The following is a 26,719-nucleotide window of genomic DNA, read 5'->3' on the forward strand; positions in this document are numbered from 1 at the left end:
GCACCCGTCAGCGAGGCCGGACGGTCGGATTACCGACTTGGGGGTCTCGCTATCGTGAGGAAGTCACAGCAGCCGCGAAGCCCGCTGCCGGCCTGAACTGCGGGCTGTTCAGCCCTGGATGAACTGCATCTGCGTGCCGGCGAGTTCGATCAGATCGCCGGTGCGCAATGCAATCGATTCGCCTGTCAGCGGGATGCCGTTGACGCTCGGGCGCTGGCCCCCTTCGACGTGCGCAAACACGTAACCCGTGGGGCGCTTGGTGATGGAGGCGACCTGCACGCCGGGCTTGCCCAGCGTCGTGACGACCTTGGACAGCGCGACCTCGCGGCCGGCGGCGGCGCCGGTCAGCACCTTGATGGAGGCCGGGCCGACCGTGGCCGCACCCAACGAACCGAAGGATGAGCCCAGACCCAGGTTCGGCGGTGCGCCGGAACCGGGCTTGAGGATCATGGTCTTTTCGTAGTCGCCGCCATCGTTGAGCAGGAACTTGATCTTGTACTTGCCGATCTCGACGGTGTCGTTGTCGGCCAGCAGCTGCTTCTTGATCGCCTTGCCGTTGATGTAGGTGCCGTTGGTGGAGTTGAGGTCTTCAATGAAGACGTCGGCACCGACCATCTGCAGCACGGCGTGCTCGCCGCTGACCGCAAGATTGTCGATGACGATGTCGTTGTAGGGACGCCGACCAAGGGTGGTCTTGTCCTTCGTGATCTGTACCTCCTTGATCACGACGCCGTCGAGCGAAACCACCAGTTTGCCCATTTATGACCTCAAGTTCTGTTGTACGTGCCGTGACTCTGCATGGGACAGCAGTCAGTTGCCGCCGCGTCGACCGAAGGGCCACCAGCCCCGTCCTTCGGTACGTTGGCGGCCTTCTGCGCGGGCCAGGATAAGCGCGATGTTATCGCGCCCGCCGCTGTCATTGGCTGCGTTGATCAGCGCGCGTGCAGCCTCGGGCAAGGCCGGATTGCCGTTGAGCAGATTGGCGAGGCTGTCATCGTCGAGCATGTCGGACAGGCCGTCGGAGCACAGCAGATAGGTGTCGCCCGGCTGGATTTCGTGCAGATGCAGCTCCATCAGCACCGTGTCTTCGACGCCGACGGCCCGCGTGACGAGGTTCTTGTTGCTGGAAAACGCCGCTTCTTCGACAGTCAGCAGGCCGGCGTCGATCTGCTCCTGCAGCAGGGAATGGTCACGCGTGATCTGCATGAGCCGCCCGGCGCGCAGGCGGTAGGCGCGCGAGTCGCCCACATGGCCGAGCAGCAGGCCTTCGGGGCGGAAGACGCCCAGCACCAGCGTCGTGCCCATGCCGGCATAGCGCGGATTGGTGTTGGCGGCGTTGAAGATGGCGCGGTTGGCGTTGTCCACGCAGATGTCCATGGCGCGCTTGACTTCGCCGGCCCTGGCCTCGCGGCCGGCGTCCTTGAGCCAGCGGCCCAGCTCGGAGCTGACGAAACTGGTCAGCATCTGGCTGGCCACCTCGCCGGCGTTGTAGCCGCCCATGCCGTCGGCCAGCACGGCCAAGCCGGCAGCCTCGTCCAGGGCGACCGAATCTTCGTTGTTGTCGCGCGCACGTCCCACGTCGGTGGCGCTGAAGAACTCCAGTGTCATGAGGCTTGCGGGGGCTCGTGGGGCTCGGCAGAGGATCGGGGATTCTGCCCTGCTTCCCCGGGCGTCAAGCGCAGTGTTTGTGCGAACGCCCCATCCTGGGGGGAAACAGCCTCGGGAGCGGCCGGCTCCTCGGTCTGCATGCTCATTACCAGGATGGCCTCGAGGTCGCGGGCCATCTGCTCGCCGCTGGCGTAGCGCAGCTCGGGGCGTTTCTCCAGCGACAGGGCCAGGATCAGGGCGAGGGCCTCCGGCAGCCGGGGCCGGTGGGTGCGGATGTCGGCCGCTGGCTCGGTCGCAATTTGTTGCATCAGCCGCGCCATCGATTCGCTCTGGTGGGGCAGCGTGCCGCACAGCAGCTGATAGAGCAGCACGCCCAGGGAATAGAGGTCGCTGCGGCCGTCCACCGTCAGGCCGGCCAGCTGCTCCGGCGACATGAAGGACGGCGTGCCCAGCACCAGGCCCGTGCGGGTGCGGCTGCCGTCGCCGACGCGGGCGATGCCGAAATCCATCAGCTTGAGGCTGCCGTTGATGCGGTCCAGCATGACGTTGGCGGGCTTGATGTCGCGGTGCACGATGCCCTGGCTGTGGGCATAGCCCAGGGCGCGGGCCAGCCGCACGCCGATCTGCACGACCTCGCGCGCGGGCAGCAGCTGGCCGACCCGGGTGAAAAGGCTGAGGTCGCGGCCGAGCACGTATTCCAGGGCGAGCCAGCTGTCGTTGCCGTCCTGGCCGGCATCGACGACCTGCAGGATGTCGGGATGCTCCAGCTGACGCGCCGCGCGGGCCTCGCGCATGAAGCGCTCGCGCACGTCGGCCAGGTCTTCGGCGGAGAACTCGCGGCTCAGCGCCAGCCGCTTGATGGCGACCTGGCGGCCGGTGGAGCGCTGCGTCGCCTTGTAGACGATGGCCATGGCGCCACGGCCGATCTCGGCGCCGATCTCGAAATCGTGCAGATCGGGGGGTGGGGCGGCTGGCAGGGCCTGAGGCGCGGAGGCGCCTGGCGCCAGGGTCTGCTGGACGGCGGGCAGCGTGGACAGCTCGCTGGGCTGCGCGTCAGCCGGGCCTGACACCCGGTCGACGAGGCGCCGCCAGAAGCCAGTTTTTGCGCCGCTTGCCATGCGACCGATCTTAGGCCGCCTTGCGCTTGCCGCGGCGGGCCAGCGCCATGCCGACGGCGACGACGAGAACCGCGCAGCTGATGCTGACCGCGTAGTCCAGGCCATGCATATGGGCTTCGAACCACTCGTGCACGGCCATGTCGGTGGTGGCCATCTCGCCGGCGACGAAGCCCAGCAGGGCCGCGCCCAGCGTGATGATGACCGGGAAGCGCTCCATCAGCTTGAGCAGCAGCGTGCTGCCGAAGATGATGAGGGGAATCGACAGGCCCAGGCCGATGATGAGCAGCATCAGGCGTGCGCCTTCGGGGGCGCTGTTGGCCGCCGCGGCCACGGCAATGACGTTGTCCAGGCTCATGACCAGGTCGGCGATCAGGATGGTGCGGATGGCCACCCAGACGCTGCTGCTGGCGTGCACGTCGGCATCGTCATCGCTGTCGGCCAGCAGCTGGATGCCGATCCACAGCAGCAGCACCGCGCCGATGAGCTTGAGCCAGGGCAGCTGCAGCAGTTGCACGGCGAACAAAGTCAGCACGACCCGCAGCACGATGGCTGCGCCGCTGCCGAAGATGATGGCCTTCTTCTGCTGCTCGGCCGCCAGGTTGCGCGCGGCCAGCGCGATGACGACGGCGTTGTCGCCGGACAGCAGGATGTTGACCCAGATGATCTTCAGCAGCGCGATGAAGAAGGCGGCGTTCAGCAGGTCCATGGCAGGCTCGTTGTGTTTGGCCCGAGTGTCGGTCCGCCCGGGCGGGCTGCGTCTGCGTGCAACTACGCAGGCAGCAAAGGAAAAGGGCCGTTCAGCGAACGGCCCTCGAAGCGCTCAGCAGCGCAGGCTCAGAGCAGGGCCTTGAGCAGCTTGGCCATTTCCGACGGATTGCGCGTGACCGTGAAGCCGCACTCTTCCATGATGGCGAGCTTGGCATCGGCCGTGTCGGCACCGCCGGAGATCAGCGCGCCGGCGTGGCCCATGCGCTTGCCGGGGGGCGCCGTGACGCCGGCGATGAAGCCGACGATGGGCTTCTTCATGTTGGCCTTGCACCAGCGCGCGGCTTCCGCCTCGTCCGGGCCGCCGATCTCGCCGATCATGATGACGGCATCGGTGTCCGGGTCGTCGTTGAAGGCCTTCATCACGTCGATGTGCTTCAAGCCATTGATCGGGTCGCCGCCGATGCCGACCGCGCTCGATTGACCCAGGCCGATCTCCGTCAGCTGGGCCACGGCTTCATAGGTCAGCGTGCCGGAACGCGACACGACGCCGATGCGGCCCTTGCGGTGGATGTGGCCCGGCATGATGCCGATCTTGATTTCTTCCGGCGTGATCAGGCCCGGGCAGTTGGGGCCCAGCAGCAGCGTGCGCTTGCCGCCGGCGGCTTCCTTGGCCTTCATCTTGTTGCGCACTTCCAGCATGTCACGGACGGGGATGCCTTCGGTGATGCAGATGGCCAGGTCCAGGTCCGCCTCGACGGCTTCCCAGATGGCAGCCGCAGCGCCCGCGGGCGGCACGTAGATGACGGACACGGTCGCGCCGGTCTGGCCGGCGGCTTCCTTGACGGTCGCGTAGATGGGGATCTCGGAGAACTTCTCGCCGGCCTTCTTGGGGTTCACGCCCGCGACGAAGGCGTTCTTGCCGTTGGCATAGGCCTGGCAGCCCAGGGTGTGGAACTGACCGGTCTTGCCGGTGATGCCCTGGGTGATGACCTTGGTGTCTTTGTTGATGTAGATGGACATGAGAACTGTTCCTAGTCAGTTGGGGACAGAGCTACTCGCGAGTACGCTCGGGCGGCCTGTCCCGCAAGGTCATTAAGCTACTGCTGCGACGATCTTGGTCGCGGCTTCAGCCATGGTGTCGGCGGCGATGATGGGCAGGCCCGATTCGGCCAGCATCTTCTTGCCCAGTTCTTCGTTGGTGCCCTTCATGCGCACGACCAGCGGCACGGACAGGTTCACGGCCTTGCAGGCAACGATGACGCCTTCGGCGATGGTGTCGCACTTCATGATGCCGCCGAAGATGTTGACCAGGATGCCCTTCACTTCCGGGTTCTTCAGCATGATCTTGAAGGCCTCGGTGACCTTCTCGGCCGTGGCGCCGCCGCCGACGTCCAGGAAGTTGGCGGGCTCGCCGCCGAACAGCTTGATGGTGTCCATCGTGGCCATGGCCAGGCCGGCGCCGTTCACCAGGCAGCCGATGTTGCCGTCCAGCGAGATGTAGGCCAGGTCGAACTTGGAAGCCTCGACTTCAGCAGCATCTTCCTCGTCAAGGTCGCGGTAGGCCACGATCTCCGGGTGACGGAACAGCGCGTTGGCGTCGAAGTTGAACTTCGCATCCAGCGCCATCAGGTTGCCCTTGGAGTCGCAGTTCAGCGGGTTGATTTCAACCAGCGACGCGTCCGTGTCCATGTAGCACTTGTAGAGCTTGGCGAAGATGTCGACGGCTTGGTCGATGGACGCGCCGGTCAGGCCGATGGCCGCGGCGATCTTGCGCGATTGAGCTTCGGTCAGGCCGGTCAGCGGGTCGATCATCTCGGTGATGATCTTCTCGGGCGTGGAGTGGGCCACTTCCTCGATGTCCATGCCGCCTTCGCTCGATGCGATGAAGGCGATCTTCTGCGTGCCGCGGTCGGTGACCAGCGAGACGTAGAGCTCATTCTTGATGTCGGCGCCGTCCTCGATGTAGAGGCGGCGGACCTTCTGGCCTTCGGGGCCGGTCTGGTGCGTCTTGAGCTGCATGCCCAGGATGGCGTCGGCCTTTTCCTTCAGGTCATCGATGCTCTTGGCGACCTTGACGCCACCGCCCTTGCCGCGGCCGCCGGCGTGGATCTGGGCCTTGACCACCCAGACCGGGCCGCCCAGCTTCTGGGCAGCCTCGACGGCTTCCTGCACGGTGAAGGCCGGGATGCCGCGCGGCACCGGCACGCCGAACTGGCGCAGGATTTCTTTGCCCTGGTATTCGTGGATTTTCATGGCTGGGTCTCTCGGGTCGGGGAAGTCAGGATTCGGAAGTGGCGGGCTGGGCAGCAGCTTGCTGGTGCCAGCGCGGGTAGAACTTGGCCACGGTGGCACTGTCGCGACGCAGGGCGTGGCAGCGGTCGAGCTGGAAGGGCGGATTGCCGGCGGCGTCGCCCTCCCGCGTGTCGATGACGGAGCCGGCCATGGCCTGGATGACGGCCGTGGGCAGGATCTGGCAAAGCTCGGTGAGGTGGGTGCAGCCGCGTGTGCCGCCCAGGCGCTCCTGCACGGCCTGGCGGAAACCCTTCATCAGGTTCAGGCCGATGAGGCGCGCATAGGCATCGCCGTGCTCGTTGCAGGCACCGGGATAGGGCATCCAGAGCGTTTCGGAACTCGCCGCGGTGATGGTCAGCGTCGCGTCCACGGTCAAATGCAGGTGCATCTCATGGATGGGCTCGCCGGCCTTGCGGGGCAGGCCAGCCAGCGGGACGTCGTGCGTCTTGACATCGGTCAGGCTGGCTTCGACATCGAACAGGCCGTCATCGCGCGCGAACACCTGCACATCGAGGGCGCGGCGATGCAGCGGGCGGCGCGTGATGGACGGGTGGACGGCGGGCATGGGGCGGGGGAATGGCGAATCTCCCCGGCCAGCGCCGGGACGTGGTCTGCCCGGCCTTGGCAGCGCTTTGCCCATGGGGCAAAGGGGCCTGTAACCGGGTGAACCCTCGTTTTAGGGCAGGCGGCAATGTAGCACGGAGGGTGAAAACTCCCCCTGCGCGCTCGGTCAAGCGGGCCTTAGGCCCTCAGCAAGCGGCGCACCACTTCGGGGGCAAAACCGCGTGCGAGCAGGAAGCGGGTCTGGCGCGCCTGCTCCGCCGTGTCGCGCGAAGGCGCGTCGCCGAAGCGCTTCTTCCAGACTTCGCGGGCGCGTTCCATTTCGGTTTCGCGCAGGCCCGCCTGCTGTTCGGCATCCAATCTGAGCCCGTGCTGGGCCAGTTCCTGCTGGATGCGCTGGGCACCGAAGCGGTTGGCGCGCAAATGCAGTCGTGACTCGACGAAACGGGCCTCGTCCAGATAGCCGGCGGCGGCGAGGCTGTCGAGCAGCGCCTCGACGGCCGCCTCGCCAGCCTCTTCTTCATCTTCGTCGTCGATGGCCGCGGGTGGCGGCTCAGCCTCACCCGCCGCTTGCGCCGCGGCAAGGCGCAAGCGCTGCTGCCGTTGCTGCTGCTCGATGCGCAACAGCTTGCGCCGGAGTTCGGCGCGGCTGTGCTCACGCTGGGCCAGCAGGCCGATGGCGCGGGCCTTCAGCGACAGCGGCGCTCGGGTCGCCATGCAGCAGGCCCCGGGCGGCTCTTACTCCTCGGCCGCCAAGGTCAGCGGTGCGACGCCCAGGGATTCGCGGATCTTGTTCTCGATCTCGCGGGCGACATCGACGTTCTCGCGCAGGAACTCGCGGGCGTTGTCCTTGCCCTGGCCGATCTTCTCGCCCTGATAGGCGTACCAGGAGCCGGACTTCTCGACGACCTTGGCGACCACGCCCATGTCGACGATCTCGCCCTCGCGGCTGATGCCTTCGCCGTAAAGGATGTCGAACTCGGCGGTTTTGAACGGGGGGCTGACCTTGTTCTTGACGACCTTGACCTTGGTCTCGGAGCCGATGACCTCCTCGCCCTTCTTGATCGAGCCGATGCGGCGGATGTCCAGGCGCACGGAGGCGTAGAACTTCAACGCGTTGCCGCCGGTGGTCGTTTCGGGCGAGCCGAACATGACGCCGATCTTCATGCGGATCTGGTTGATGAAGATGACCATGCAGTTGGTCTTCTTGATCGTGGCGGTCAGCTTGCGCAGCGCCTGGCTCATCAGGCGGGCCTGCAGGCCGGGCAGGCTGTCACCCATTTCGCCTTCGAGTTCGGCCTTGGGTGTCAGCGCCGCAACCGAGTCGATGACGATGAGGTCCACCGAGCCGGAGCGCACCAGCGCGTCGACGATCTCGAGGGCCTGCTCGCCGGTGTCGGGCTGGCTGATCAGCAGTTCCTGCAGGTTGACGCCGAGTTTCTGGGCGTACTGGATGTCCAGGGCGTGCTCGGCGTCGATGAAGGCGCAAGTGCCGGCGAGCTTTTGCATCTCGGCGATGACCTGCAGCGTCAGCGTGGTCTTGCCCGAGGACTCGGGGCCGTAGATCTCGACGACGCGGCCGCGCGGCAGGCCGCCGACGCCCAGGGCGATGTCCAGGCCCAGCGAGCCGGTGGAAACAACCTGGATGTCTTCAATGACCTCGCCTTCGCCGAGCCGCATGATGGAGCCCTTGCCGAATTGCTTTTCGATCTGGGCGAGGGCGGCCTGCAGGGCCTTGGCTTTTTCGGTGTTGAGGGCTTTGACCGGGGCGTCCATGCGAATCTCCGTGGGGAATGGGCTGAATTATGGGGCAATCTGTATGTTTGTACAGTGGTTTGTCCCCCGATCCGCGGCAGCAAGCGGCTCAGGATTGAGGAGCATCCTAGGAACAAGGTGGCTCATGGCGTGAGCCAGCCTTGCGCTGCCGCAAGCCGCCGGCGTTGCGGTCGCACATAACATCGGCGCAGGAGACAAGACGATGCGCATCCTGATTGCCGAAGACGACCAAGTGCTGGCCGATGGCCTGTTGCGGGCCTTGCGCGCCTCCGGCTATGCGGTGGACCGGGTCAGCTCGGGCACCGAGGCCGATTCGGCGCTGGCGACTCATGAGTTCGACTTGGTCATCCTCGACCTCGGCCTGCCGCGCCTGCACGGTCTCGAGGTGCTGCGCAAGCTGCGCGCACGCGGCTCAACGATGCCGGTGCTGATCCTGACCGCGGCCGACAGCGTCGAGCAGCGCGTCAAGGGGCTGGACCTGGGCGCCGACGACTACATGGCCAAGCCCTTCTCGCTGCAGGAACTGGAGGCGCGCGTGCGCGCGCTGACGCGCCGTGGCCTGGGCACGGCCAGCAGCCTCATCAAGCATGGGCCGCTGACCTTCGATGCGACCGGCCGCGTGGCCTACATCAACGAGCAGATGCTGGAACTGTCGGCGCGCGAGCTGTCGCTGCTGGAGGTGCTGCTGCAGCGAGCGGGTCGTCTCGTCAGCAAGGACCAGCTCGTCGAGCGGCTGTGTGAATGGGGTGAAGAGGTCAGCAACAACGCCATCGAGGTCTACATCCACCGCTTGCGCAAAAAGATCGAGCAGGGCCCGATCCGCATCGCGACGGTGCGCGGTCTCGGCTACTGCCTCGAAAAGATCAACTCCTAAATGCCCAACAAGGACGGCGCCAGCCCCGAGCAGGGCTCGCTGGTTCGGGCGGGCGCCCCTGCTGCGCAGGGCTCGCTGTTCGGCGAGATCCTCGACTGGATGCTCGCTCCGCTGCTGCTGATCTGGCCGATCAGCGTGGCGCTGACGTGGCTGGTGGCGCAGGGCATTGCAAGCCGGCCGTACGACCGTGAGCTCGGGGAGATGGCGCGCAGCCTCGGGCTTCAGGTCGCGGCGGAATCTGCGCCGACCAAGGGAAGAGACCGCTACGCCCTCGCGCCCGAGGCGGCGGCGCTGCTGCGGGCGGATGCCTCGGACACGGTTTTCTACCAAGTGCTCGGCCAGCGCGGCGAGCTGCTGAGCGGCGACGCGACCCTGCCCGTGCCGACCGAGGACGCGCCCGTCGTGCCCTGGGAGCTGCACTTTCGCGACGACGAGGTCGGCACGGACGCGGTGCGCGTGGCCTATCTGTGGATCGCGCCCGAGGGGCAGGCCGGATCGACGAAGACGATGCTGGTGCAGGTGGCGGAGACGCTGGGCAAGCGCGCGCGGTTGACCAACGAGATCATCAAGGGCGTCATCCTGCCGCAGTTCGTCATCCTGCCGCTGGCCGTGCTGCTGGTGTGGCTGGCGCTGGCGCGCGGCATCTCGCCGCTGAACGAGCTGCAGCGCCGCATCCGCTCGCGCGAGGCCTCGGACCTCTCGCCCATCGACGAGCAGCGCGTGCCGGACGAGGTGGCGCCGCTGGTGCAGGCCATCAACGACCTGCTGGCGCGGCTGGACTCGTCGATGAGCCGGCAGAAGCATTTCCTGGCCGACGCCGCCCACCAGCTGAAGACGCCGCTGGCGGGCCTGCGCACCCAGGCCGAGCTGATCCAGCGCGAGATCGATGCCGGCCGCGCGTCGCCGGAGGAGTTGAAGCGCTCCCTCGCCCATATCGCCCGCGCGAGCGAGCGCGCCGCCCACATGGTCAACCAGCTGCTGGCCATGGCGCGCGCCGAGGATGCCGAGCAGGCCATGAAGCGCGAGCCCGTCAACCTGGCCGAGATCGCCATCGACTCGGTGCGCGACTTTGTGCCTCGCGCGCTGGAGCGGCGCATCGACCTGGGTTATGACGGCGTGGTGCCGGATGACAGCCGGCTGCGCGTGAACGGCCAGGCGATGCTGCTGGGCGAGCTGATCCGCAACCTGGTCGACAACGCCTTGCTGTACACGCCGGCCGGCGGCCTGGTGACGGTGCGCGTCGTGGAGGACCCCTTCGGCCAGGTGGTCGTGCTGCAGGTCGAGGACACCGGGCCGGGCATCGCGCCGAACGAACGCGAGAAGGTCTTCCAGCCCTTCTATCGGTCGCTCGGCAGCGGCGTCGAAGGCTCGGGCCTGGGGCTGGCCATCGTGCAGGAGATCGTGCAGCAGCACGAGGCCGAACTGACGCTGGACGACACGCGGGTACGCCGCGCCGCAGGAGGGGAGTCGCCCGATGGCCAGGGGCCGGGCGCCCGGTTCACGATCAGATTCCCGGCTACGTCTTTACCAGCTTCTTGACCCGGGCGATCGACAGCAGCAGGCCGAGCGACAGCCCCAGCGTCACCATCGCCGTACCGCCGTAGCTGATGAAGGGCAGCGGCACGCCGACGACGGGCAGGATGCCGCTGACCATGCCCATGTTGACGAAGACATAGGTGAAGAAGGACAGCGTCACGGCGCCGGCCATCAGGCGCGTGAACAGCGTGGGTGCATCGGAAGCGATCATCAGCCCGCGCAGGATCAGCGCCGTGAAGCCGGTCAGCAGCGCCAGCGCCCCCATCAGGCCGAACTCCTCGCCGAAGGCCGCGAAGATGAAGTCGGTGGTGCGCTCGGGGATGAACTCCAGGTGGGTCTGCGTGCCCTGCATGAAGCCCTTGCCGGTCACGCCGCCGGAGCCGATGGCGATCTCGCCCTGGATGATGTGGAAGCCCTTGCCGAGCGGGTCCTTGGACGGGTCCAGCAGCGTGCAGATGCGGTGCTTCTGGTACTCCTTCAGCACCGGCCATTTGAGGTCGGGCTGGCAGATGGCGTCCTCGCTGAGCACCAGGGTCGTGGCGCCGGCGGCGGCCAGCACGAGGGCCGGCACGATCAGCTTCCAGGGCAGGCCGGCGAAGAAGATCACGTACAGGCCCGCGGCCAGCACCAGGATGCCGGTGCCCAGGTCGGGCTGCTTGGCGATCAGCAGGAACGGCACAAGCAGCAACGCGAAGGCTGCGATGAAGTCCGGCCAGCGCAGCAGGCCCTCGCGCTTCTGGAACCACCAGGCCAGCATCAACGGCGTGGCGAGCTTGAGCAGCTCGGAGGGCTGGATCTGCGTGACGCCGATATTGAGCCAACGCGTGGCCCCCTTTTTTGTCACGCCGAACAGCGCGGTGGCGATCAGCAGCGCCACGCCGAAGGTGTAGAGGGGAATGGCCAGCGCCATCAGCTTCTGCGGCGGCACCTGGGCGACGATGAACATCAGGCCCAGGGCCAGCACCATGTTGCGGGCGTGGTCGACGAAACGCGTGCCATGGTCATAGCCGGCCGAGTACATGCACAGCAGGCCCCAGCCGCACATCCACAGCACGGCGATCAGCAGCGGGATGTCGAAGCCGATCAGCCAGGGCCGCAGGCGTTGCCACAGGGGCGGGCGTTYGATGACGGTCATCGCGAGGCTCCCGAAGAGGGTGCGGGGGGCGCCGAGGCGGCCGAGACCGGCTGCCAGCCGGACAGCGGCACGTCCACCACCTTGCGCGGCGTGCCGATGGGGGCGAAGGTCTGGCCCAGCTGCGTCTTGGCGATGTCTTCCTCGCTGGGGTATTGGCCCAGCAGCAGATAGTCGAACACGCGGCGCGCAATCGGCGCGGCGGAGGAAGAGCCCCAGCCGGCGTTCTCGACGATGACGGCCAGGGCCACCGTCGGGTTGTCCACCGGCGCGAAGGCGACGTAGAGCGAATGGTCGCGCTTGCGCTCGTCCGCCTTGATGCTGCTGTATTTCTCGCCGGCCTTCAGTCCGACGGCCTGGGCCGTGCCGGTCTTGCCACCGCTCTGGTAGCCCGCGCCCAGGAAGACCTGGCGCGACGTGCCCTCCAGCGTCACGCCGTTCATCGCGTTCTGGATGACGGCGACGTCGGCGGGCTTCAGCGGCAGCGCGGGCAGCGCATCGCTGGCGACGCGGCGCTGCTCGTGCTTCACGACGTCCTCGATCTCGCGCACCAGGCGCGGCTTGTAGCGCTGGCCGCCCGAGGCGATGGTCGAGTAGGCCGTGGCCATCTGCAGCATCGTGAAGCTGTTGTAGCCCTGGCCGATGCCCAGCGAGATGGTCTCGCCGGGGAACCACTTCTGGTTCGCCGGACTCTTGCGGAAATAGTTGCGCTTCCATTCCTGCGAGGGCAGCACGCCGGTGACCTCGCCCTGCACGTCGATCTCGGTCCTGCGGCCCAGGCCGAAGGGCTCCAGTTGGTCGTGGATGAGGTCCACGCCCATCTCGTTGGCCAGGCTGTAGAAGTAGACGTTGGACGAACTGACGATGGCCAGGCGCATGTCCTTCGGGCCGGCCCGGTCGGTCTCCGGGCTGCCGAAGGTGCGGCCACCGAAGCTGTAGGTCAGGTTGTCCATGATGACCGTGCCGGGTGCGCGCTTGCCGCTGTTCAGCGCGGCCATGGCCATCAGCGGCTTGAAGGTGGAGCCGGGCGGGTAGGTGCCGCGCAGCGCGCGGTTCAGCAGCGGCTTGTCGATGTCCTCGTTGAGGTCGCGCCAGGAGTCGGCGTCGATGCCGTCGACGAAGAGGTTGGGGTCGAAGCTGGGCTTGGACACGAAGGCCAGCACCTCGCCGTTGCGCGGATCGATGGCCACCAGCGCCCCGCGGCGCTCGCCGAAGAGTTGCTCCACCAGCGCCTGCAGCTTGATGTCGATGGACAGGTTCAGCGTGTTGCCGGGCGTGGGTGGCTTGTGGGCCAACCGGCGCACCGCGCGGCCGCCGGCGCTCGTCTCCACCTGCTCGAAGCCGGTTGCGCCGTGCAATTCCTTCTCGTAGGCCTGCTCCAGGCCCAGCTTGCCGATGTATTCGGTGCCGCGGTAGTTGGCGAGGTCTTCCTCCTCCCAGTCGTCCATGGCCTTCTTCTCGGCCTGGTTGATGCGGCCGATATAGCCGATCAGGTGGGCGCCGACGTCACCCAGCGGGTAGGAGCGGAACAGCCGCGCCTTGATCTCCACGCCGGGGAAGCGGAAGCGCTGGGCCGTGAAGCGCGCGACCTCTTCATCCGTCAGCTTGGTGCGGATGGGCAGGGAGTCGGTGTGCTTGGCTTCTTCCAGCAGGCGCTTGAAGCGGCGCTTGTCGCGCGCCTGGACCTCGATGACCTGGCCCAGGGCCTCGATGGTGGCATCGAGGTCGGTGACCTTCTCGGGGTTGATCTCCAGCGTGTAGGCCGAGTAGTTGCTGGCCAGCACGACGCCGTTGCGGTCCTTGATCAAGCCGCGGTTGGGCACGATGGGCACGACGGCGATGCGGTTGGACTCGGCCCGCTCGGCGAAGCTGTCGTACTGCGTGACCTGCAGCCACAGCAGGCGCGCCACCAGCAGGCCGAAGCAGAACAGCACGAAGGCGCCCGCGGCCAGCACGCGCAGCCGGAAGCGCGACAGCTCCTGGTGGAGGTTCTTGAGGACGACCACGGGTTGCTAGAGCGGTCGATGCGCGTCGCGGTCCGGCGCGCGGCGCTGCGGCGCCAGCAGCAGGAAGCTCGCAATCGGCCACAACGCGGCCTCGAAGACCGGCGCCAGCAGCACGCCCCAGCCCGGCCACATGCCACCGATGATCATCCGCACGATCAGCGCCAGCGCGTGGGCGGCGAAGAACAGCGGCAGCACCTGCACGGCCTGGGCAAAGAGGGGGAACCAGGTCAGGCGGCGGTGCAGCGTGATGGCGCCGAAGCTCAGGCCGCTGTAGGCCAGGGCATGCTGGCCAAGCAGCGCGCCGTCGTGGACATCGATGGCCAGGCCGAAGATGAAGGCCCACAGCACGCCGATGCGCCGCGGCTGGTGCACGCCCCAGAAGACCAGCACGACGGCCAGCACATCGGGCGTGGCCGCGACCCGGCCGGCGGGCACCATGTCGATCATCAGCGCGACGAGCAGCGTGAAGCCGATGAACAGAGGGTTGACCGGCAGCAGCAGCTGGTCGGCGGCGCGCGGCATGATCATTGAGATGCTCCCGAAGCCTTGGCGGCGGCCTTCTCGGCCGCCTTTTCGGCGCGCTCGGCCTTCTTGACGGCGCGGATGGCCGCCTTGGTGGCCGCGGCCGAGGCTGCTTCTTCGGCCGTGGCGGCCTCAGCCTCCTTCTTGGCCGACAGATGGCGGTCCTGCGGCAGCAGGATGAGCACGTGGCGGGCGCTGTCGGGCTGGGCGATGGGCGCCAGCAGCACCTGCGCGAAGCTGGAGTCGCCGCGCCGTTCGACGACGCTGACCTTGGCGACCGGCAGGCCCGGCGGGTAGACGCCGTCCAGGCCGGAGGTCGTCATCAGGTCACCCACCTTGATGTCCGCGTTCGCGGCCAGGAAGCGCAGCTCCATGCCCGAGCCGTCGGAGCGGCCGGCCGCGGCGTTGCGCATCTGCGTGCGCGCGTTCAGTAGCGGGATGGCGGCTTCCTTGTCGGTCAGCAGCGTGACTTCGGCAGACAACGGGTAGACGCGCGTCACCTGCCCCAGCACGCCGGCCTCGTTGATGACCGGCGAGCCGGCCGCCACGCCCAGCGCGGCACCGCGGTCGATGACGACGCGGCGCGAGAAGGGATCGGGCGCCTCGAACAGCACTTCGGCCGGCATCGAGGGCACGTTCAGCGACGGCTTCAGGCCCAGCAGCTTGCGCAGGTGTTCGTTCTCCGCCTGCAGGGCCTCGGCGCGCGACAGGCGCTCGGCCTGCTGGGCGAGCTGGCGGCGGGCCTGGTCTTCGGCCTCCATGGCGCGCTTGGTGCCGCGCAGGTAGTCGCCCGCCGTCTCCCAGGCGTCCACGGGCGTCAGCAGCAGGCGCTGCACCGGGTGCAGCACCAGCGCGAAGGTGGCGCGCACCGGCAGCATCAGCTTGAAGCGGGCGTCCGCCACCATCAGCAACAGCGCGAGCGCCGAGCACAGCGCGAGCTTGGTCAGCGCCGACGGACCCTGGCGGAAGAACGGCGGGGGGGTGCGGTCTAGGGTGCCGAGGGGCATCGAGCGCCTGGCGGGTTAGCAGCTTATTCCGAAGTGAAGATGGAACCGAGACGTTCCATGCGCTCCAGCGCCATGCCACAACCGCGCACGACGCAGGTCAGCGGGTCTTCGGCAACGAGCACCGGCAGGCCGGTTTCCTCGCCCAGCAGGCGGTCCAGGTCGCGCAGCAGCGCGCCGCCACCGGTCAACATCATGCCGCGCTCGGCGATGTCGGCGCCCAGCTCGGGCGGCGTCTGCTCCAGCGCGTTCTTCACGGCGGAGACGATCTGGTTGAGCGGGTCGGTGAGCGCCTCCAGGATCTCGTTGGACGAGATCGTGAAGCTGCGCGGCACGCCTTCGGAGAGGTTGCGGCCCTTGACCTCCATCTCCTTGACCTCGGAGCCGGGGAAGGCCGAGCCGATGTTCTTCTTGATGGCTTCGGCGGTGGGCTCGCCGATCAGCATGCCGTAGTTGCGGCGGATGTAGTTGATGATGGCTTCGTCGAACTTGTCGCCGCCGACGCGGACCGAGCCCTTGTAGACCATGCCACCCAGCGAGATGACGCCGACTTCCGTCGTGCCGCCGCCGATGTCGACCACCATCGAGCCCGAGGCCTCGGCCACCGGCAGGCCGGCACCGATGGCGGCTGCCATGGGTTCCTCGATCAGGTAGACCTCGCTGGCGCCGGCGCCCAGGGCGCTCTCACGGATGGCGCGGCGCTCCACCTGGGTGGAGCCGCAGGGCACGCAGATGATGATCCTCGGCGACGGCTTGAACGTCTTCGAGTCGTGGACCATCTTGATGAACTGCTTGAGCATCTGCTCGGTGACCGTGAAGTCGGCGATGACGCCGTCCTTCATCGGGCGGATGGCCTCGATGTTGCCGGGCACCTTGCCCAGCATGGCCTTGGCCTCGCGGCCGACGGCCTGGATGGTCTTCTTGCCGTTGGGGCCGCCCTCGTGGCGGATCGACACGACCGACGGCTCGTCAAGGACGATGCCCTTGCCGCGCACGTAGATCAGGGTGTTGGCGGTGCCGAGGTCGATGGCGAGGTCGGTCGAGAAATAGCGGCGCAGGGAGGCGAACATGGTGGGCGCGAAGAGCCTCGCCTGCGGGGCGCGGCTGGGGAAAACGGGGGGTCTGGAAAGCCAAGAGGCCGCCCGGCCGGCGACGAAACGCGTCGCTGAATGGGCAGCCCCGAAGGCCATGAAGATGGGCGGCGATAATAACCGAACCCCTTCGTTTTGAGCCCGCTGCCACTGGGTTTTCGGCTCAATCCTTACACCTGAAAACGCACCCATGAGCCTCACCCCCGACGATGTGAGCCGCATCGCCAACCTGGCGCGGCTGGAGTTGCAGCCCGCCGAATCCGAGGCGCTGCTGGGCAACCTGAACGATTTCTTCAAGATCGTGGACCAGATGAGCGCCGTCGACACCGCCGGCGTTGAGCCGCTGTACACGCCGCTGTCGGCCATCCAGCAGGTGGAATTGCGCCTGCGCGACGACGCCGTCACGGAGAGCAATCAGCGCGAGCTGAACCAGCGCAGCGCCCCGGCCGTCGAGGACGGCCTCTTCCTCGTTCCCAAGGTCATCGAATGAAGCCCGTTCACGACATGGGCGTGGCCGAGCTGGCCGCCGCCCTGAAGAACCGTGCCGTCTCCAGCCGCGAGGCCACGCAAGGCCTGCTGGACCGCATCGCCGCCCACGCCAGCCTCGGCGCCTTCCTGCACGTCGATGCCGAGGGTGCCCTGGCTCGCGCGACCGCCGCCGACGCGGCGCTGGCCGCTGGCCAGGCCGGCCCACTGACCGGCGTGCCGATCGCGCACAAGGACATCTACGTCACGGCCGACATGCCGACGACGGCCGGCTCCAAGATCCTGGCCGGCTATCGCAGCCCCTTCGACGCCACCGTCGTGGCCCGGCTGAACGCGGCCGGCACGGTGAGCCTGGGCAAGCTGAACTGCGACGAGTTCGCGATGGGTTCGGCCAACGAGAACAGCGCCTACGGCCCGGCCCACAACCCCTGGGACGTCAGCCGCGTGCCCGGCGGCTCGTCCGGCGGCTCGGCCGTGGCCGTGGCTGCGCGCCTCGTGCCCGGCACGACGGGCACCGACACCGGCGGCTCCATCCGCCAGCCGGCCAGCTTCACCGGCATCACCGGCATCAAGCCGACCTATGGCGTGTGCTCGCGTTACGGGATGATCGCCTTTGCCTCCAGCCTGGACCAGGCCGGCCCCATGGCCCGCTCGGCCGAGGACTGCGCACTGCTGCTGTCCAGCATGAGCGGCTTCGACGAGCGCGACGCCACCAGCGTGCAGCAGCCACCGCAGGACTTCCACACGCAGATGCTGGTGGCCCGCGAGGGCGCTGCTGCCGGCAAGCCGCTGGCGGGTCTGCGCGTCGGACTGCCCAAGGAGTTCTTCCCGGCCGGCCTGTCGGCGGATGTGAACGCCGCCGTGCGCGCCGGTCTGGCCGAACTGGAGAAGCTGGGCGCCACATTGGTGGATGTCAGCCTGCCCCGTACCGAACTGGCCATCCCGGTGTACTACATCATTGCCCCGGCCGAGGCGAGCTCCAACCTGAGTCGCTTCGATGGCGTCAAGTTCGGCCATCGTGCCGCCAAGTACGACGATCTGCTCGATATGTACAAGAAGACGCGTGCCGAAGGCTTCGGCCCCGAGGTCAAGCGCCGCATCATGATCGGCAGCTATGTGCTCTCGCACGGCTACTACGACGCCTACTACCTGCAGGCCCAGAAGCTGCGCCGCATGATCGCGGACGACTTCCAGCAATGCTTCGTGCAGTGCGACGTCATCGCCGGCCCGGTGGCGCCCACCGTCGCCTGGAAGCATGGCGAAGGCAAGGACGACCCGACCCAGGCCTATCTGGCCGACATCTTCACGCTGCCCGGCTCGCTGGCCGGCCTGCCCGGCATGAGCGTGCCCGTGGGCACCGGCGCGGGCGGCATGCCGGTCGGCCTGCAACTGATCGGCAACTACTTCAAGGAAGGGCAACTGCTGCACACGGCCCACGCGCTTCAACAGGCGACCGACTGGCACCAGCGCGCCCCGGCAGGATTCTGAACATGCCTACTTCCAAGCTCATCCGCGGTTATGAGGTCGTCATCGGCCTCGAAAACCACGTCCAGCTCTCCACGCAGAGCAAGATCTTCAGTGGCAGCTCGACCGCCTTCGGCGCGGCGCCCAACACCCAGGCCTCGCCGGTGGACCTGGCGCTGCCGGGCACGCTGCCGGTGCTGAACCGTGCCGCCGTCGAGCGCGCCATCCGCTTCGGCCTGGCGGTCGGCGCCAAGGTGGCGCCGCTGTCCATCTTCGCGCGCAAGAACTACTTCTACCCCGACCTGCCCAAGGGCTACCAGATCAGCCAGTTCGAGATCCCGGTGGTGCAGGGCGGCTCGGTCGAGTTCTTCGTCGGCGACGTGAAGCACAAGGTCAACCTGACCCGCGCCCACCTCGAGGAAGACGCGGGCAAGAGCCTGCATGAGGACTATCACGGCCAGTCGGGCATCGACCTGAACCGCGCCGGCACGCCGCTGCTGGAGATCGTCTCCGAGCCCGACATGCGCTCGGGCGCCGAGGCCGCCGAGTACGCCAAGACGCTGCATGCGTTGGTGATGTGGCTGGGCATCTGCGACGGCAATATGCAGGAAGGCTCCTTCCGCTGCGACGTCAACGTGTCGGTGCGCAAGCCCGGCGAGCCCTATGGCACGCGGCGCGAGATCAAGAACCTCAACAGCTTCCGCTTCCTGCTGGACGCCGTGAACTACGAGGTCAACTGGCAGATCGACGAGATCGAGGACGGCCGCAAGATCCAGCAGGCCACCATCCTCTACAACCCCGACACCGGCGAGACCCGCGCGATGCGCAGCAAGGAGGACTCGGCCGACTACCGCTACTTCCCCGACCCCGACCTGCCGCCGCTGGTCATTGCGCCGGAATGGGTGGAGCGCGTCAAGGGCGAGATGCCCGAACTGCCGCGCGTGATGGCGGCGCGCTTCGAGAGCGTCGACGGCCTGCCTGCCTATGACGCGACGATGATGACGCAGAGCCTGGCGACGGCGCGCTACTACGAGGCCACCAAGGCCGCGGGCGCGCAACCGAAGCTGGTGGCGAACTGGGTCATGGGCGAGATCTCGCGCCGGTTGAATGCCGAAGACCGTGAGATCGACGCGGCGCCGGTTGGCCCCGCGCTGCTCGGCGCGCTGATCGCGCGCATCACCGACGGCACGATCTCGAACAACGCCGCCAGGCAGGTGTTCGAGGCACTGTGGAGCGGCGAGGCCACCGACGTGGACGCCGTCATCGAAGCCAAGGGCCTGAAGCAGGTCAGCGACACCGGCGCCATCGAAGCCATCCTCGACGAGGTGCTGGCGGCCAACCAGAAGTCGGTGGACGAGTACCGCTCTGGCAAGGACAAGGCCTTCAATGCGCTGGTCGGCCAGGCGATGAAGGCGACCAAGGGCAAGGCCAACCCGGCCCTGGTCAACGAGCTGCTGAAGAAGAAACTTGGTTGAACATTGGCCTCAGGGTTTCTCTGAGGCCGATTTCAGCGCTTGGGCGTCGGTGGCGGCGCCGTCGGCGGCAACTCACCGAGCGGAGGCAGCGAGCCCGGCGTGGCACCACTCCAGAGCTTCTTCAGCCGGCTGAGTTCGGCGTCGAAGGTTTTGTTGATGCGCACGAGTTCGGCCTTCTGGTTCTCGATGAGAACTTCCTGGGCCTCGATGCTGGCGTCGTTGGCGTCCAGCTGCTGCTTGAGCTTGGCCGGCAGCGGCTTGCCCTTGTAGAACTCGGCTTCGTCCAGCAGCGGCTTGCGCTCGACGTTGAGGTCCTTGATGCGGCGCTCGGAGCTGCGCATGGCCTTGTTCGAATCGTCCAGCGCGGTGTTGCGCGCCCGCAGGTGCGAGGCCTCGGTGGGGTAGCGCAGCATCAGCGAGCGGTCACGGCGGATGGCGTCCTGCTGGGCGAGGCGGTCGGCGGCGGCGCGGCGGTCGGCGGCCTCCTTGGCAGCTCGGTCCTCGGGGCTGAGGAAGGGCGGCAGCGTCGCGCGCTGAGAACCATCGGGGTTGAGCACGCGCTGTTCACGCGCCACGCATTCGGGAATCGGGCGGTCGCCCGTCAACTTGCGGCCGTCGGCCGTCGTGCAGGTGTAGATGCCCTTGGCGGGCGTGGCGTCCTGCGCCAGCGCGGTGCTGGCGAGGAACAATCCGGCAACGACGGGCAGGACGCGCATCAGACCCCGTAACGCTCGCGGTAGGCCAGCACGGCCGGGCGGTGGGCGGCCAGTTCGGGCGCGTCCTCCAGATAGGCCAGCAAGTCGGCAAGACCTGCCACGGCGACGACGGGCAGGTTGTAGCGCTGCTGTACCTGCTGCACGGCCGACAACGGGCTGTCCACGCCGCCTTCGGCCGCCTTTTCCTGGCGGTCCAATGCGATGGTGACGCCGCAAGGCGTGGCGCCGGCAGCTTCGATCATCTGGATGGACTCGCGCACCGAGGTGCCGGCGGAAATGACGTCGTCGATGATGAGCACGCGGCCTTTCACCGGCGCACCGACCAGGGTGCCGCCTTCGCCGTGGTCCTTGGCTTCCTTGCGGTTGTAGGCGAAGGGCAGGTTGCGGCCGCGCCGCGCCAGCTCCATGGACACGGCCGCCGCCAGCGTGATGCCCTTGTAGGCCGGGCCGAAGATCATGTCGAACGGCAGGCCTGAAGCGATCAGGCGTTCGGCATAGAAGCCAGCCAGGCGGCCGAGCTTGGCGCCGTCATCGAACAGGCCGGCGTTGAAGAAGTAGGGACTGAGCCGGCCGGCCTTGGTCTTGAACTCGCCGAAGCGCAGCACGCCCGCCTCGACGGCGAAGGCGACAAAGGACTGGGCGAGAGAGTCGGTGGGCGCGGCGGACATGTGACAAAGATTCTAGGGGTCAAAAAAACAGGCCCGACCCCTAGAAGGAGGCCGGGCCGTCCGTGGTTTTCACCAAGTCGCGGGCGGGGCCCGCTTGTCGTCTTGCGCTGAACCAGTTGGGGGCCGAGCTGTCCAGGAGTACCTGGCCAGGTCCGCCCCTCAAGAACCCGCTGGATCAGTTGAGGACAGAGCTGCCCGTGAGTACACGGTCAGGTCCATCCCTCAAGGACTAGAAACTGGCCTTGAATTGAACGCCGTAGCTGCGGGGCTCGTTGACGATACCGGTCAGGTTGTCGAAGTCGATGGCGGCGACGACCTGGCGGTGGTTGGTGATGTTGCGCGAGTAGGCCGCCACCTCGTACTTGCCGTTGGCCCAGCCGTAGCCGACGCGCAGGCCGCCTTCCAGGGCCGACTTGGCCTTGTACTCGACCGCCTCGTACAGGAACATGTTGTACTTGTCCTTGTAGGCCCAGTCGGTCAGCACGCTCAGCTCGCCGGCGCCGATCTCGACGCTGTACTTGAGCGTCCAGTTCCAGGTGACCTTGGGTGCGCGCGGCAGCGGGTTGCCGTTGATGCTGACGGTGCCGGCCAGCGGGCCGGCCGGATCCAGCACCGTGCAACCGGTGTTGGCTTCCAGGAACTGGAAGCCGGCATTGCCGCAGGGCAGCACGAAGAGGTTGGCATCCTTGATCTTCGTGTCGTTGTACGAGAAGCCCAGCGTCGTGCGCCAGTCGCGCGCGATGATGGCCTGTGCGTCCAGCTCGAAGCCCTGGCCCTCGGCCTTGGCGGCGTTGACGAGGCGGTTCTGGTTGGTCGAACCCGAGCCGGCCGTCAGCTGCATGTCCTTCACGCGGTACTTGAACACCGTGCCGCTGATGCGGGCGGTGTTGTCCAGCAGGTCGGCCTTGAAGCCGGCCTCGACGGACAGCACCTTCTCGGAGTTCGCGATGGAGATCGAATCACCGAACAGCACGCGGCCCTGGATGGACGGTGCACGGTAGCCGGTGGCGACGCGCGCGAACACGCTGGTGGACTTGTCGATGTTGTAGTTGGCGCCGACGTCCCAGCTCCAGTTGGTGGACTTGGGGTGGGTGTAGAAGGGGCCGATGATGTCGACGTTGGGCGCCTTGCCCGGCGTCCAGGTGCGCACGGCGTCGAAGTCCTTCTTGTCGTCGGTGTAGCGCAGGCCGGCGGTGAGCTTGAAGTCCGGCGTGACGGCGAACTTCACGTTGCCGAAGGCCGCCCAGGACTTGGCCTGCTGGTGCTGCACGGCGTAGCCGTTCTGCGGGTCGCCGACGGCGAAGCTGTCGAAGTTGAAGCTGTCGACCTGCAGCTTCTCGTTGAAGTAGTACAGGCCGGCGATCCACTGGAAGGCCGCGCTGGTGTTGGACTGCAGGCGGAATTCCTGCGTCGTCTGGCGCAGATAGGGAATGCCGTCGGCCGTCTGGGCGTCGAAGGGGATGACCGAGGGATAGGGCGTCTGCGAGCCGGAGGGGTAGTACTTCGGGCCGTCGGGGATGCCGCAGAAGCGGCAGCCGAAGCCGCCGTCCACGTCGCCGCGGCTGTAGAACTTGGCGCGGTCGTGGGCGGTGATGGAGTACAGCGACACGCCGTCGAAGTCCCAGCGCAGGCGGGCACTGACCTCGCTGGACTTCAGCGTCTGCGAGTTGTAGCCGTCGGTGGGGTAGGAGCTGTCGTCGTAGCCGTCGACGAGGTCGTTGGTGCCGCGCTTCATGATGTTGGCGCGGAAGGTCGTCGCCGTGCCCTTGAAGTCACGGGCCTGGACCTTGAAAAGACCCTCGAAGTTGCCGTTCTTGTACAGGGCCTGCATGCGCAGCGCCTTGTCGTTGTAGCCCTCGAGGTCGGACGTGGCGTTGGGCAGCGGGTTGTGGACGCGGTCGCTCTGGCGCTGGGCCAGGCCCGCCACGCGCAGCTGCAGGTCGCTGTTCACCGGCACGTTGACGGCGGCCTCCAGGTTGACGGCGCTCCAGCGGCCGAAGCCGACGTTGGCATAGCCCTCCAGGCGCTTGGTCGGCTTGGCCGAGTCGAACTTCATGACGCCGGCCGGCGAGTTGCGGCCGAACAGCGTGCCCTGCGGGCCGCGCAGCAGTTCCACCTGCGCCATGTCGAAGACCGGGAAGCCCTTCAGCGCGATGCTTTCCTGCACGACATCGTCATAGACCAGGCCCACCGGCTGGGAGGCATTCATGTCGAAGTCGGTGTTGCCCAGGCCGCGCACATAGAAGCGCGGGAAGGTGCGGCCGTAGTCGGATTCGATGTTCAGGCTCGGCACCTTGCCGGACAGCGCGCGGATGTCCTGGCCGCTGGCGTTGTAGGTGTCCAGGTCCTCGGACTTGATCGCCGAGATCGACAGCGGCACTTCCTTCAGGTTCTCGGCGCGGCGGCTGCCGGTCACGATGACGGCTTCCAGCTGGCTGACGTCCTTCTTGGCCTCCGGGCCCGTCGCGGTCTGTGCCAGGGCGGCCTGCATCGGGAAGGCCGCGACCAGCGCGAGCGCGAGCAGGGTCGGAGAAATGCGGGGGTTCGGCATGGGAAATCCTCGGGTTGGCGGGGGTAAGGGCATGCGGGGGCGAAAAAATGGGCGTTCGTAACGCCTCTGATTCCTACGGGATCGTAAAGATCGCGTGACCGTTTGATGATGAAACCGTGCGGTGGGTGTTGTTCATTTGCTGCACTGCGATACTCCCCCGGACCAACCCTCTCCCTAGTTCAAATGCGCTTCATCACCGCCAATCTCAACGGCGTGCGTTCCGCCGCCAGCAAGGGCTTCTTCGAGTGGCTCGACCAGCAGCAGGCCGACGCGGTGGGCGTGCAGGAGCTCAAGGCACAGGCCGATGTGGTGGAGGCCAAGTTCCGCCATTGCGACAAGCTCAGCGGGCATTTCCACTACGCCGAGAAGAAGGGCTACTCGGGCGTCGGCCTGTACACGCGTGAAGAGCCGAGTGACCTCATCACCGGTCTGGGGATCAGCGAGTTCGACAGCGAGGGCCGCTGGGTCGAGAAGCGTTTCGACAAGCCCGGCCGCAAGCTCAGCCTCATCAGCGTCTACTTCCCGAGCGGCACCAGTGGCGAGGAGCGCCAGGCGGTCAAGTACCGTTTCCTGGCCGCGATGCACCCGCACCTGGTGGCGCTGAAGGCCGAGCGCGAGTTCATCCTGGTGGCTGACGTCAACATCGCGCACAAGCAGATCGACCTGAAGAACTGGCGCGGCAACCAGAAGAACAGCGGCTTCCTGCCCGAGGAGCGCGCCTGGCTGACGACGCTGTTCGATGACGGCGCTGAAGGGGGCGGCCTGGTCGACGTCTTCCGCACGCTCAATGACAAGGCCGAGCAATACACCTGGTGGAGCGCCCGCGGCGCCGCGCGCGCCAACAACGTCGGTTGGCGGCTGGACTATCACCTGGCCACGCCCGGCATCGCGGCCCTGGCCCGAACGGAAGCCATCTACACCGGCCAGATGTTCAGCGACCACGCACCGCTGACGATCGACTACGACTTCAAGCTGTAACGAAAACACGGCGTAACCGGCCGCTACAGGCTGGGGGAGCCTCCTACATGAGATGACGCTTGGCACCGACGCCGGGCGAGAAGCGGGCGTCCTAGAGTGGACCTCAGCCGGTGGAAATGTCCGGCCCAGCCATCCGGCTCCAGGCCGGTTCCCGCTTTGAATAGGAGTTCCCAATGTCCACCCTCAAGACCGTCACCAGTGCATTGACCGCCGCCATTCTTGTCAGCGGCATCGGCTTGGCTGTTGCCCAGACCGAAGACCAGAAGCAGCCGACTGATCCCGTGGCCGCAGCCACCGCTGCGCCCCTGAGCGAGCAGACACCTGCCGACCCGAACGCAGCGCCGGTTGATCCGAACGCCGCCATGCCCCTCGAGAGCAACGCCGCCATCGCCCAGCAGCCCGCCCCCGCCGATGACCCGGCCAAGGTGACGCCGCCGGTGGACAGCACGGCCGCGCTGCCGAGCGACACCACGACCACCACGACCACTACCACGACGACGCCGAGCCCGAGCTATGACCAGCCGGCCACCCCGGCCCCCCGCGCCGACCGCCACTGAGCGTCATCGGCTGAGCGCGGCCTCCGTCACCGACCATGCGTTTCGGAGAACGCGCCGAACTCGCCGCCGCAGCCCGGCGGCGGGACATCCTCATCGGCCTGGGCCAGGGCGGCGTCATCGCTGCGCTGGCCCTGGCCGTGTTCTTCACTTTCTCGGGCGGCAGCTTCAAGCGCAAGCTCGCGGCGCCGACCCCCCGCCCGGTGGCCAGCGCAAAGGCTTCCGCTGCGGTACAGCCGTCGCCGCCCGCGGTCATCGACCGCCAGCTCGACTTCGGCCAGGTCCGCGCGCCGCTGGACGTGACCCGCGTCGCCGCCTGGGCCGTGCGCGAGGCCGACAACGGCAGCAGCGCCTTCGCCATCGTCGACAAGCGCCGTGCCCAGGTCTATGTCTTCACCCCTGGCGGCCAACTGCTCGGCACCAGCCCCGTGCTGCTCGGCTATGCCGTCGGCGACCGCACGGTGGCCGGCATCGGCAACAAGCGCATCGAGGAGATCAAGCCGCAGGAGCGCACGACGCCCGCTGGCCGCTTCGTCTCGGCCCCCGGCCTCAATGCCGACGGCAAGGAGGTGGTCTGGGTGGACTACGACGCGGCCGTCTCCATGCACCGCGTGATCAACAGCGACCCCAAGGAGCGCCGCCTGGAGCGCCTGGCCACCAAGACGGCGGCCGACAACCGCATCAGCTGGGGCTGCATCAATGTTCCTGTCGATTTCTTCGAGCGCACCGTGCTGCCCAACCTGGGCCAGAGCCGCGCCGTGGTCTATGTGCTGCCTGAAAAGCAACCCCTGACAGCCTTCTTCCCGGCCGCCGCGCCCCCCCAGATGCTGGCCCAGGCGGGTTCACGGCGAGGTAACAGCGCCAAACCGTGAACTCCTTGTCTGTTGGTTACAAGAGCCTCTTCCTAGACTGCCCGCCAAGGCAGGCGCGATGGTTGCGCCGCCCGGGACAAGGGGCGTCGAGTGGGCAGCAGTTGGGCAGTTCGGGCCAAGGCCTTCGTATGTGGCATGGCTGGCGTGGCGGGCTTTCTTGCAGCCGCATCAGCGGGCGCGGAAGTCATCTCACGCCCCGTCGCCGGTGACGCGGGAGACGCCCGCCCTTTTGCCATCGTCGACAAGCGCCAGGCGACCCTGTCCATCTACGCCGCCGACGGCAGCCTCGTCGGTCGCGCGCCGGTGCTGCTCGGGCTGACGCCCGGCGACCAGGAGCCGCAGAGCTCGCGCGGCAAGGATCCTTCGGCGCTGAAGGTCAGCGAACGCGTGACGCCATCGGGCCGCTTCGAGGCTCAGCCTGGCGTCAACCTGAACGGCGAGCGCATCGTCTGGTTCGACTACGACGCCAACCTCGCCATCCACCGCCTGCGCCCGGCGCCGGCCAGCCAACGCCGCCCCGAGCGCCTCGCCTCCGCCAGGCTGGAAGATCGCCGCATCACGCTGGGCTGCGTCGTCGTCGACCCCGCCTTCTTCGACCAGGTCGTGCTGCCGACGCTGGGCGGCGGCAAGAGCCTGGTCTACATCCTGCCGGAGCGTGAACCCCTGATCGCCGCCGCCGCGGGCACGCCGCACGCCGCCGCGCCCTGAGTTCCGCGGGCCGGCCGAC

Annotated in this window: 26 protein-coding genes; 9 read left to right on the top strand and 17 right to left on the bottom strand. The window is 67.4% G+C overall.

Translation table 11 applies throughout. The annotated features are described in order from the left end of the window. Nucleotides 1-108: 108 nt before the first annotated feature. From AC1D2H_RS12445 to recA, 9 genes are all read right to left on the bottom strand, one after another. Nucleotides 109-759 (bottom strand): FHA domain-containing protein, encoded by a 651-nt coding sequence (locus AC1D2H_RS12445; protein ID WP_477935598.1) that lies wholly within the window; start codon nucleotides 757-759, stop codon nucleotides 109-111. Between the two features lie 51 nt (nucleotides 760-810). Continuing rightward, on the bottom strand, nucleotides 811-1,608 hold the full coding sequence (locus tag AC1D2H_RS12450) for a Stp1/IreP family PP2C-type Ser/Thr phosphatase (protein WP_478011163.1): 798 nt from the start codon (nucleotides 1,606-1,608) through the stop codon (nucleotides 811-813). Further along, on the bottom strand, nucleotides 1,605-2,726 hold the full coding sequence (locus tag AC1D2H_RS12455; RefSeq protein ID WP_478011164.1) for a serine/threonine-protein kinase: 1,122 nt from the start codon (nucleotides 2,724-2,726) through the stop codon (nucleotides 1,605-1,607). The genes AC1D2H_RS12450 and AC1D2H_RS12455 overlap by 4 nt, the downstream gene beginning before the upstream one ends. 10 nt (nucleotides 2,727-2,736) lie before the next feature. Further along, nucleotides 2,737-3,432 carry a TerC family protein gene (locus tag AC1D2H_RS12460; RefSeq protein ID WP_477935592.1) on the bottom strand — a complete coding sequence of 232 codons (696 nt, stop codon included), beginning with the start codon at nucleotides 3,430-3,432 and terminating at the stop codon, nucleotides 2,737-2,739. A gap of 128 nt (nucleotides 3,433-3,560) precedes the next feature. Further along, nucleotides 3,561-4,454, bottom strand: coding sequence for a succinate--CoA ligase subunit alpha (gene sucD, locus AC1D2H_RS12465; protein WP_056191464.1), 894 nt, complete (start codon nucleotides 4,452-4,454; stop codon nucleotides 3,561-3,563). 72 nt (nucleotides 4,455-4,526) lie between these two features. Next, on the bottom strand, nucleotides 4,527-5,687 hold the full coding sequence (gene sucC / locus AC1D2H_RS12470; RefSeq protein WP_477935590.1) for an ADP-forming succinate--CoA ligase subunit beta: 1,161 nt from the start codon (nucleotides 5,685-5,687) through the stop codon (nucleotides 4,527-4,529). 25 nt (nucleotides 5,688-5,712) lie between these two features. Then, complete coding sequence (locus AC1D2H_RS12475; protein WP_478011165.1) at nucleotides 5,713-6,291, bottom strand: DUF2889 domain-containing protein; 579 nt, start codon at nucleotides 6,289-6,291, stop codon at nucleotides 5,713-5,715. Nucleotides 6,292-6,467: 176 nt separating this feature from the next. Then, complete coding sequence (locus tag AC1D2H_RS12480; protein WP_478011166.1) at nucleotides 6,468-7,004, bottom strand: RecX family transcriptional regulator; 537 nt, start codon at nucleotides 7,002-7,004, stop codon at nucleotides 6,468-6,470. A 21-nt stretch (nucleotides 7,005-7,025) separates the two neighbouring features. After that, nucleotides 7,026-8,063 carry a recombinase RecA gene (gene recA, locus AC1D2H_RS12485; protein WP_477935584.1) on the bottom strand — a complete coding sequence of 346 codons (1,038 nt, stop codon included), beginning with the start codon at nucleotides 8,061-8,063 and terminating at the stop codon, nucleotides 7,026-7,028. A 202-nt stretch (nucleotides 8,064-8,265) separates the two neighbouring features. Between recA and AC1D2H_RS12490 the strand changes: the two genes are divergently transcribed. Together AC1D2H_RS12490 and AC1D2H_RS12495 are read left to right on the top strand one after the other, a co-directional pair. Then, nucleotides 8,266-8,937 carry a response regulator gene (locus tag AC1D2H_RS12490; RefSeq protein WP_056191475.1) on the top strand — a complete coding sequence of 224 codons (672 nt, stop codon included), beginning with the start codon at nucleotides 8,266-8,268 and terminating at the stop codon, nucleotides 8,935-8,937. A gap of 99 nt (nucleotides 8,938-9,036) precedes the next feature. After that, a complete protein-coding gene (locus AC1D2H_RS12495; RefSeq protein WP_477935658.1) occupies nucleotides 9,037-10,476 on the top strand; it encodes a sensor histidine kinase in 1,440 nt (479 codons plus the stop codon). Here the strand turns inward: AC1D2H_RS12495 and rodA are convergent. Genes rodA through AC1D2H_RS12520 form a run of 5 tightly spaced genes read right to left on the bottom strand, consistent with a single transcriptional unit; the run spans nucleotide 10,454 to nucleotide 16,207 of the window. Then, nucleotides 10,454-11,608 (bottom strand): rod shape-determining protein RodA, encoded by a 1,155-nt coding sequence (rodA, locus tag AC1D2H_RS12500; protein WP_478011167.1) that lies wholly within the window; start codon nucleotides 11,606-11,608, stop codon nucleotides 10,454-10,456. The genes AC1D2H_RS12495 and rodA overlap by 23 nt on opposite strands. After that, nucleotides 11,605-13,611: a penicillin-binding protein 2 gene (gene mrdA / locus AC1D2H_RS12505; RefSeq protein WP_478011168.1), complete on the bottom strand. Its 2,007-nt coding sequence runs from the start codon at nucleotides 13,609-13,611 to the stop codon at nucleotides 11,605-11,607. Before mrdA ends, rodA begins: the two co-directional genes overlap by 4 nt. Before the next feature lie 6 nt (nucleotides 13,612-13,617). Beyond that, nucleotides 13,618-14,139, bottom strand: coding sequence for a rod shape-determining protein MreD (gene mreD / locus AC1D2H_RS12510; RefSeq protein WP_477935579.1), 522 nt, complete (start codon nucleotides 14,137-14,139; stop codon nucleotides 13,618-13,620). Continuing rightward, the gene (gene mreC / locus AC1D2H_RS12515; protein WP_477935577.1) at nucleotides 14,136-15,140 is read right to left on the bottom strand and encodes a rod shape-determining protein MreC; all 1,005 of its coding nucleotides are present in this window, start codon (nucleotides 15,138-15,140) and stop codon (nucleotides 14,136-14,138) included. The genes mreD and mreC overlap by 4 nt, the downstream gene beginning before the upstream one ends. Before the next feature lie 23 nt (nucleotides 15,141-15,163). Then, a complete protein-coding gene (locus AC1D2H_RS12520) occupies nucleotides 15,164-16,207 on the bottom strand; it encodes a rod shape-determining protein (protein ID WP_056191483.1) in 1,044 nt (347 codons plus the stop codon). Nucleotides 16,208-16,418: 211 nt separating this feature from the next. Between AC1D2H_RS12520 and gatC the strand changes: the two genes are divergently transcribed. From gatC to gatB, 3 genes are read left to right on the top strand one after another with little or no spacing between them, the layout of a single operon-like run. Beyond that, nucleotides 16,419-16,718, top strand: a complete 300-nt coding sequence (gene gatC / locus AC1D2H_RS12525; protein WP_477935574.1) for an Asp-tRNA(Asn)/Glu-tRNA(Gln) amidotransferase subunit GatC — start codon at nucleotides 16,419-16,421, stop codon at nucleotides 16,716-16,718. After that, nucleotides 16,715-18,202 (top strand): Asp-tRNA(Asn)/Glu-tRNA(Gln) amidotransferase subunit GatA, encoded by a 1,488-nt coding sequence (gene gatA, locus AC1D2H_RS12530; RefSeq protein WP_478011169.1) that lies wholly within the window; start codon nucleotides 16,715-16,717, stop codon nucleotides 18,200-18,202. Before gatC ends, gatA begins: the two co-directional genes overlap by 4 nt. Nucleotides 18,203-18,204: 2 nt before the next feature. Continuing rightward, nucleotides 18,205-19,653, top strand: a complete 1,449-nt coding sequence (gatB, locus tag AC1D2H_RS12535) for an Asp-tRNA(Asn)/Glu-tRNA(Gln) amidotransferase subunit GatB (RefSeq protein ID WP_478011170.1) — start codon at nucleotides 18,205-18,207, stop codon at nucleotides 19,651-19,653. Between the two features lie 32 nt (nucleotides 19,654-19,685). On the opposite strand, the gene AC1D2H_RS12540 is transcribed toward gatB, so the two are convergent. The 3 genes from AC1D2H_RS12540 to AC1D2H_RS12550 form a co-directional block, all read right to left on the bottom strand. Continuing rightward, nucleotides 19,686-20,369: a hypothetical protein gene (locus AC1D2H_RS12540; RefSeq protein ID WP_477929948.1), complete on the bottom strand. Its 684-nt coding sequence runs from the start codon at nucleotides 20,367-20,369 to the stop codon at nucleotides 19,686-19,688. Then, a complete protein-coding gene (gene pyrE / locus AC1D2H_RS12545; RefSeq protein WP_478011171.1) occupies nucleotides 20,369-21,037 on the bottom strand; it encodes an orotate phosphoribosyltransferase in 669 nt (222 codons plus the stop codon). The genes AC1D2H_RS12540 and pyrE overlap by 1 nt, the downstream gene beginning before the upstream one ends. Nucleotides 21,038-21,266: 229 nt before the next feature. Then, nucleotides 21,267-23,588: a TonB-dependent receptor gene (locus AC1D2H_RS12550; RefSeq protein ID WP_478011172.1), complete on the bottom strand. Its 2,322-nt coding sequence runs from the start codon at nucleotides 23,586-23,588 to the stop codon at nucleotides 21,267-21,269. 183 nt (nucleotides 23,589-23,771) lie between these two features. Here AC1D2H_RS12550 and AC1D2H_RS12555 point away from each other — a divergent pair, with 183 nt between their 5' ends. The 4 genes from AC1D2H_RS12555 (at nucleotide 23,772) to AC1D2H_RS12570 (ending at nucleotide 26,700) form a co-directional block, all read left to right on the top strand. Next, nucleotides 23,772-24,566 carry an exodeoxyribonuclease III gene (locus tag AC1D2H_RS12555; RefSeq protein WP_478011173.1) on the top strand — a complete coding sequence of 265 codons (795 nt, stop codon included), beginning with the start codon at nucleotides 23,772-23,774 and terminating at the stop codon, nucleotides 24,564-24,566. 173 nt (nucleotides 24,567-24,739) lie between these two features. After that, entirely contained in the window at nucleotides 24,740-25,123 is a 384-nt protein-coding gene (locus AC1D2H_RS12560; protein WP_477929956.1) for a hypothetical protein, read from the top strand. Between the two features lie 35 nt (nucleotides 25,124-25,158). Beyond that, nucleotides 25,159-25,992, top strand: a complete 834-nt coding sequence (locus tag AC1D2H_RS12565; protein ID WP_478011174.1) for a hypothetical protein — start codon at nucleotides 25,159-25,161, stop codon at nucleotides 25,990-25,992. A gap of 135 nt (nucleotides 25,993-26,127) precedes the next feature. Further along, the gene (locus AC1D2H_RS12570; protein WP_478011175.1) at nucleotides 26,128-26,700 is read left to right on the top strand and encodes a L,D-transpeptidase; all 573 of its coding nucleotides are present in this window, start codon (nucleotides 26,128-26,130) and stop codon (nucleotides 26,698-26,700) included. Nucleotides 26,701-26,719 lie beyond the last annotated feature (19 nt).

This window comes from Roseateles sp. P1_C1_2, from assembly GCF_056406535.1.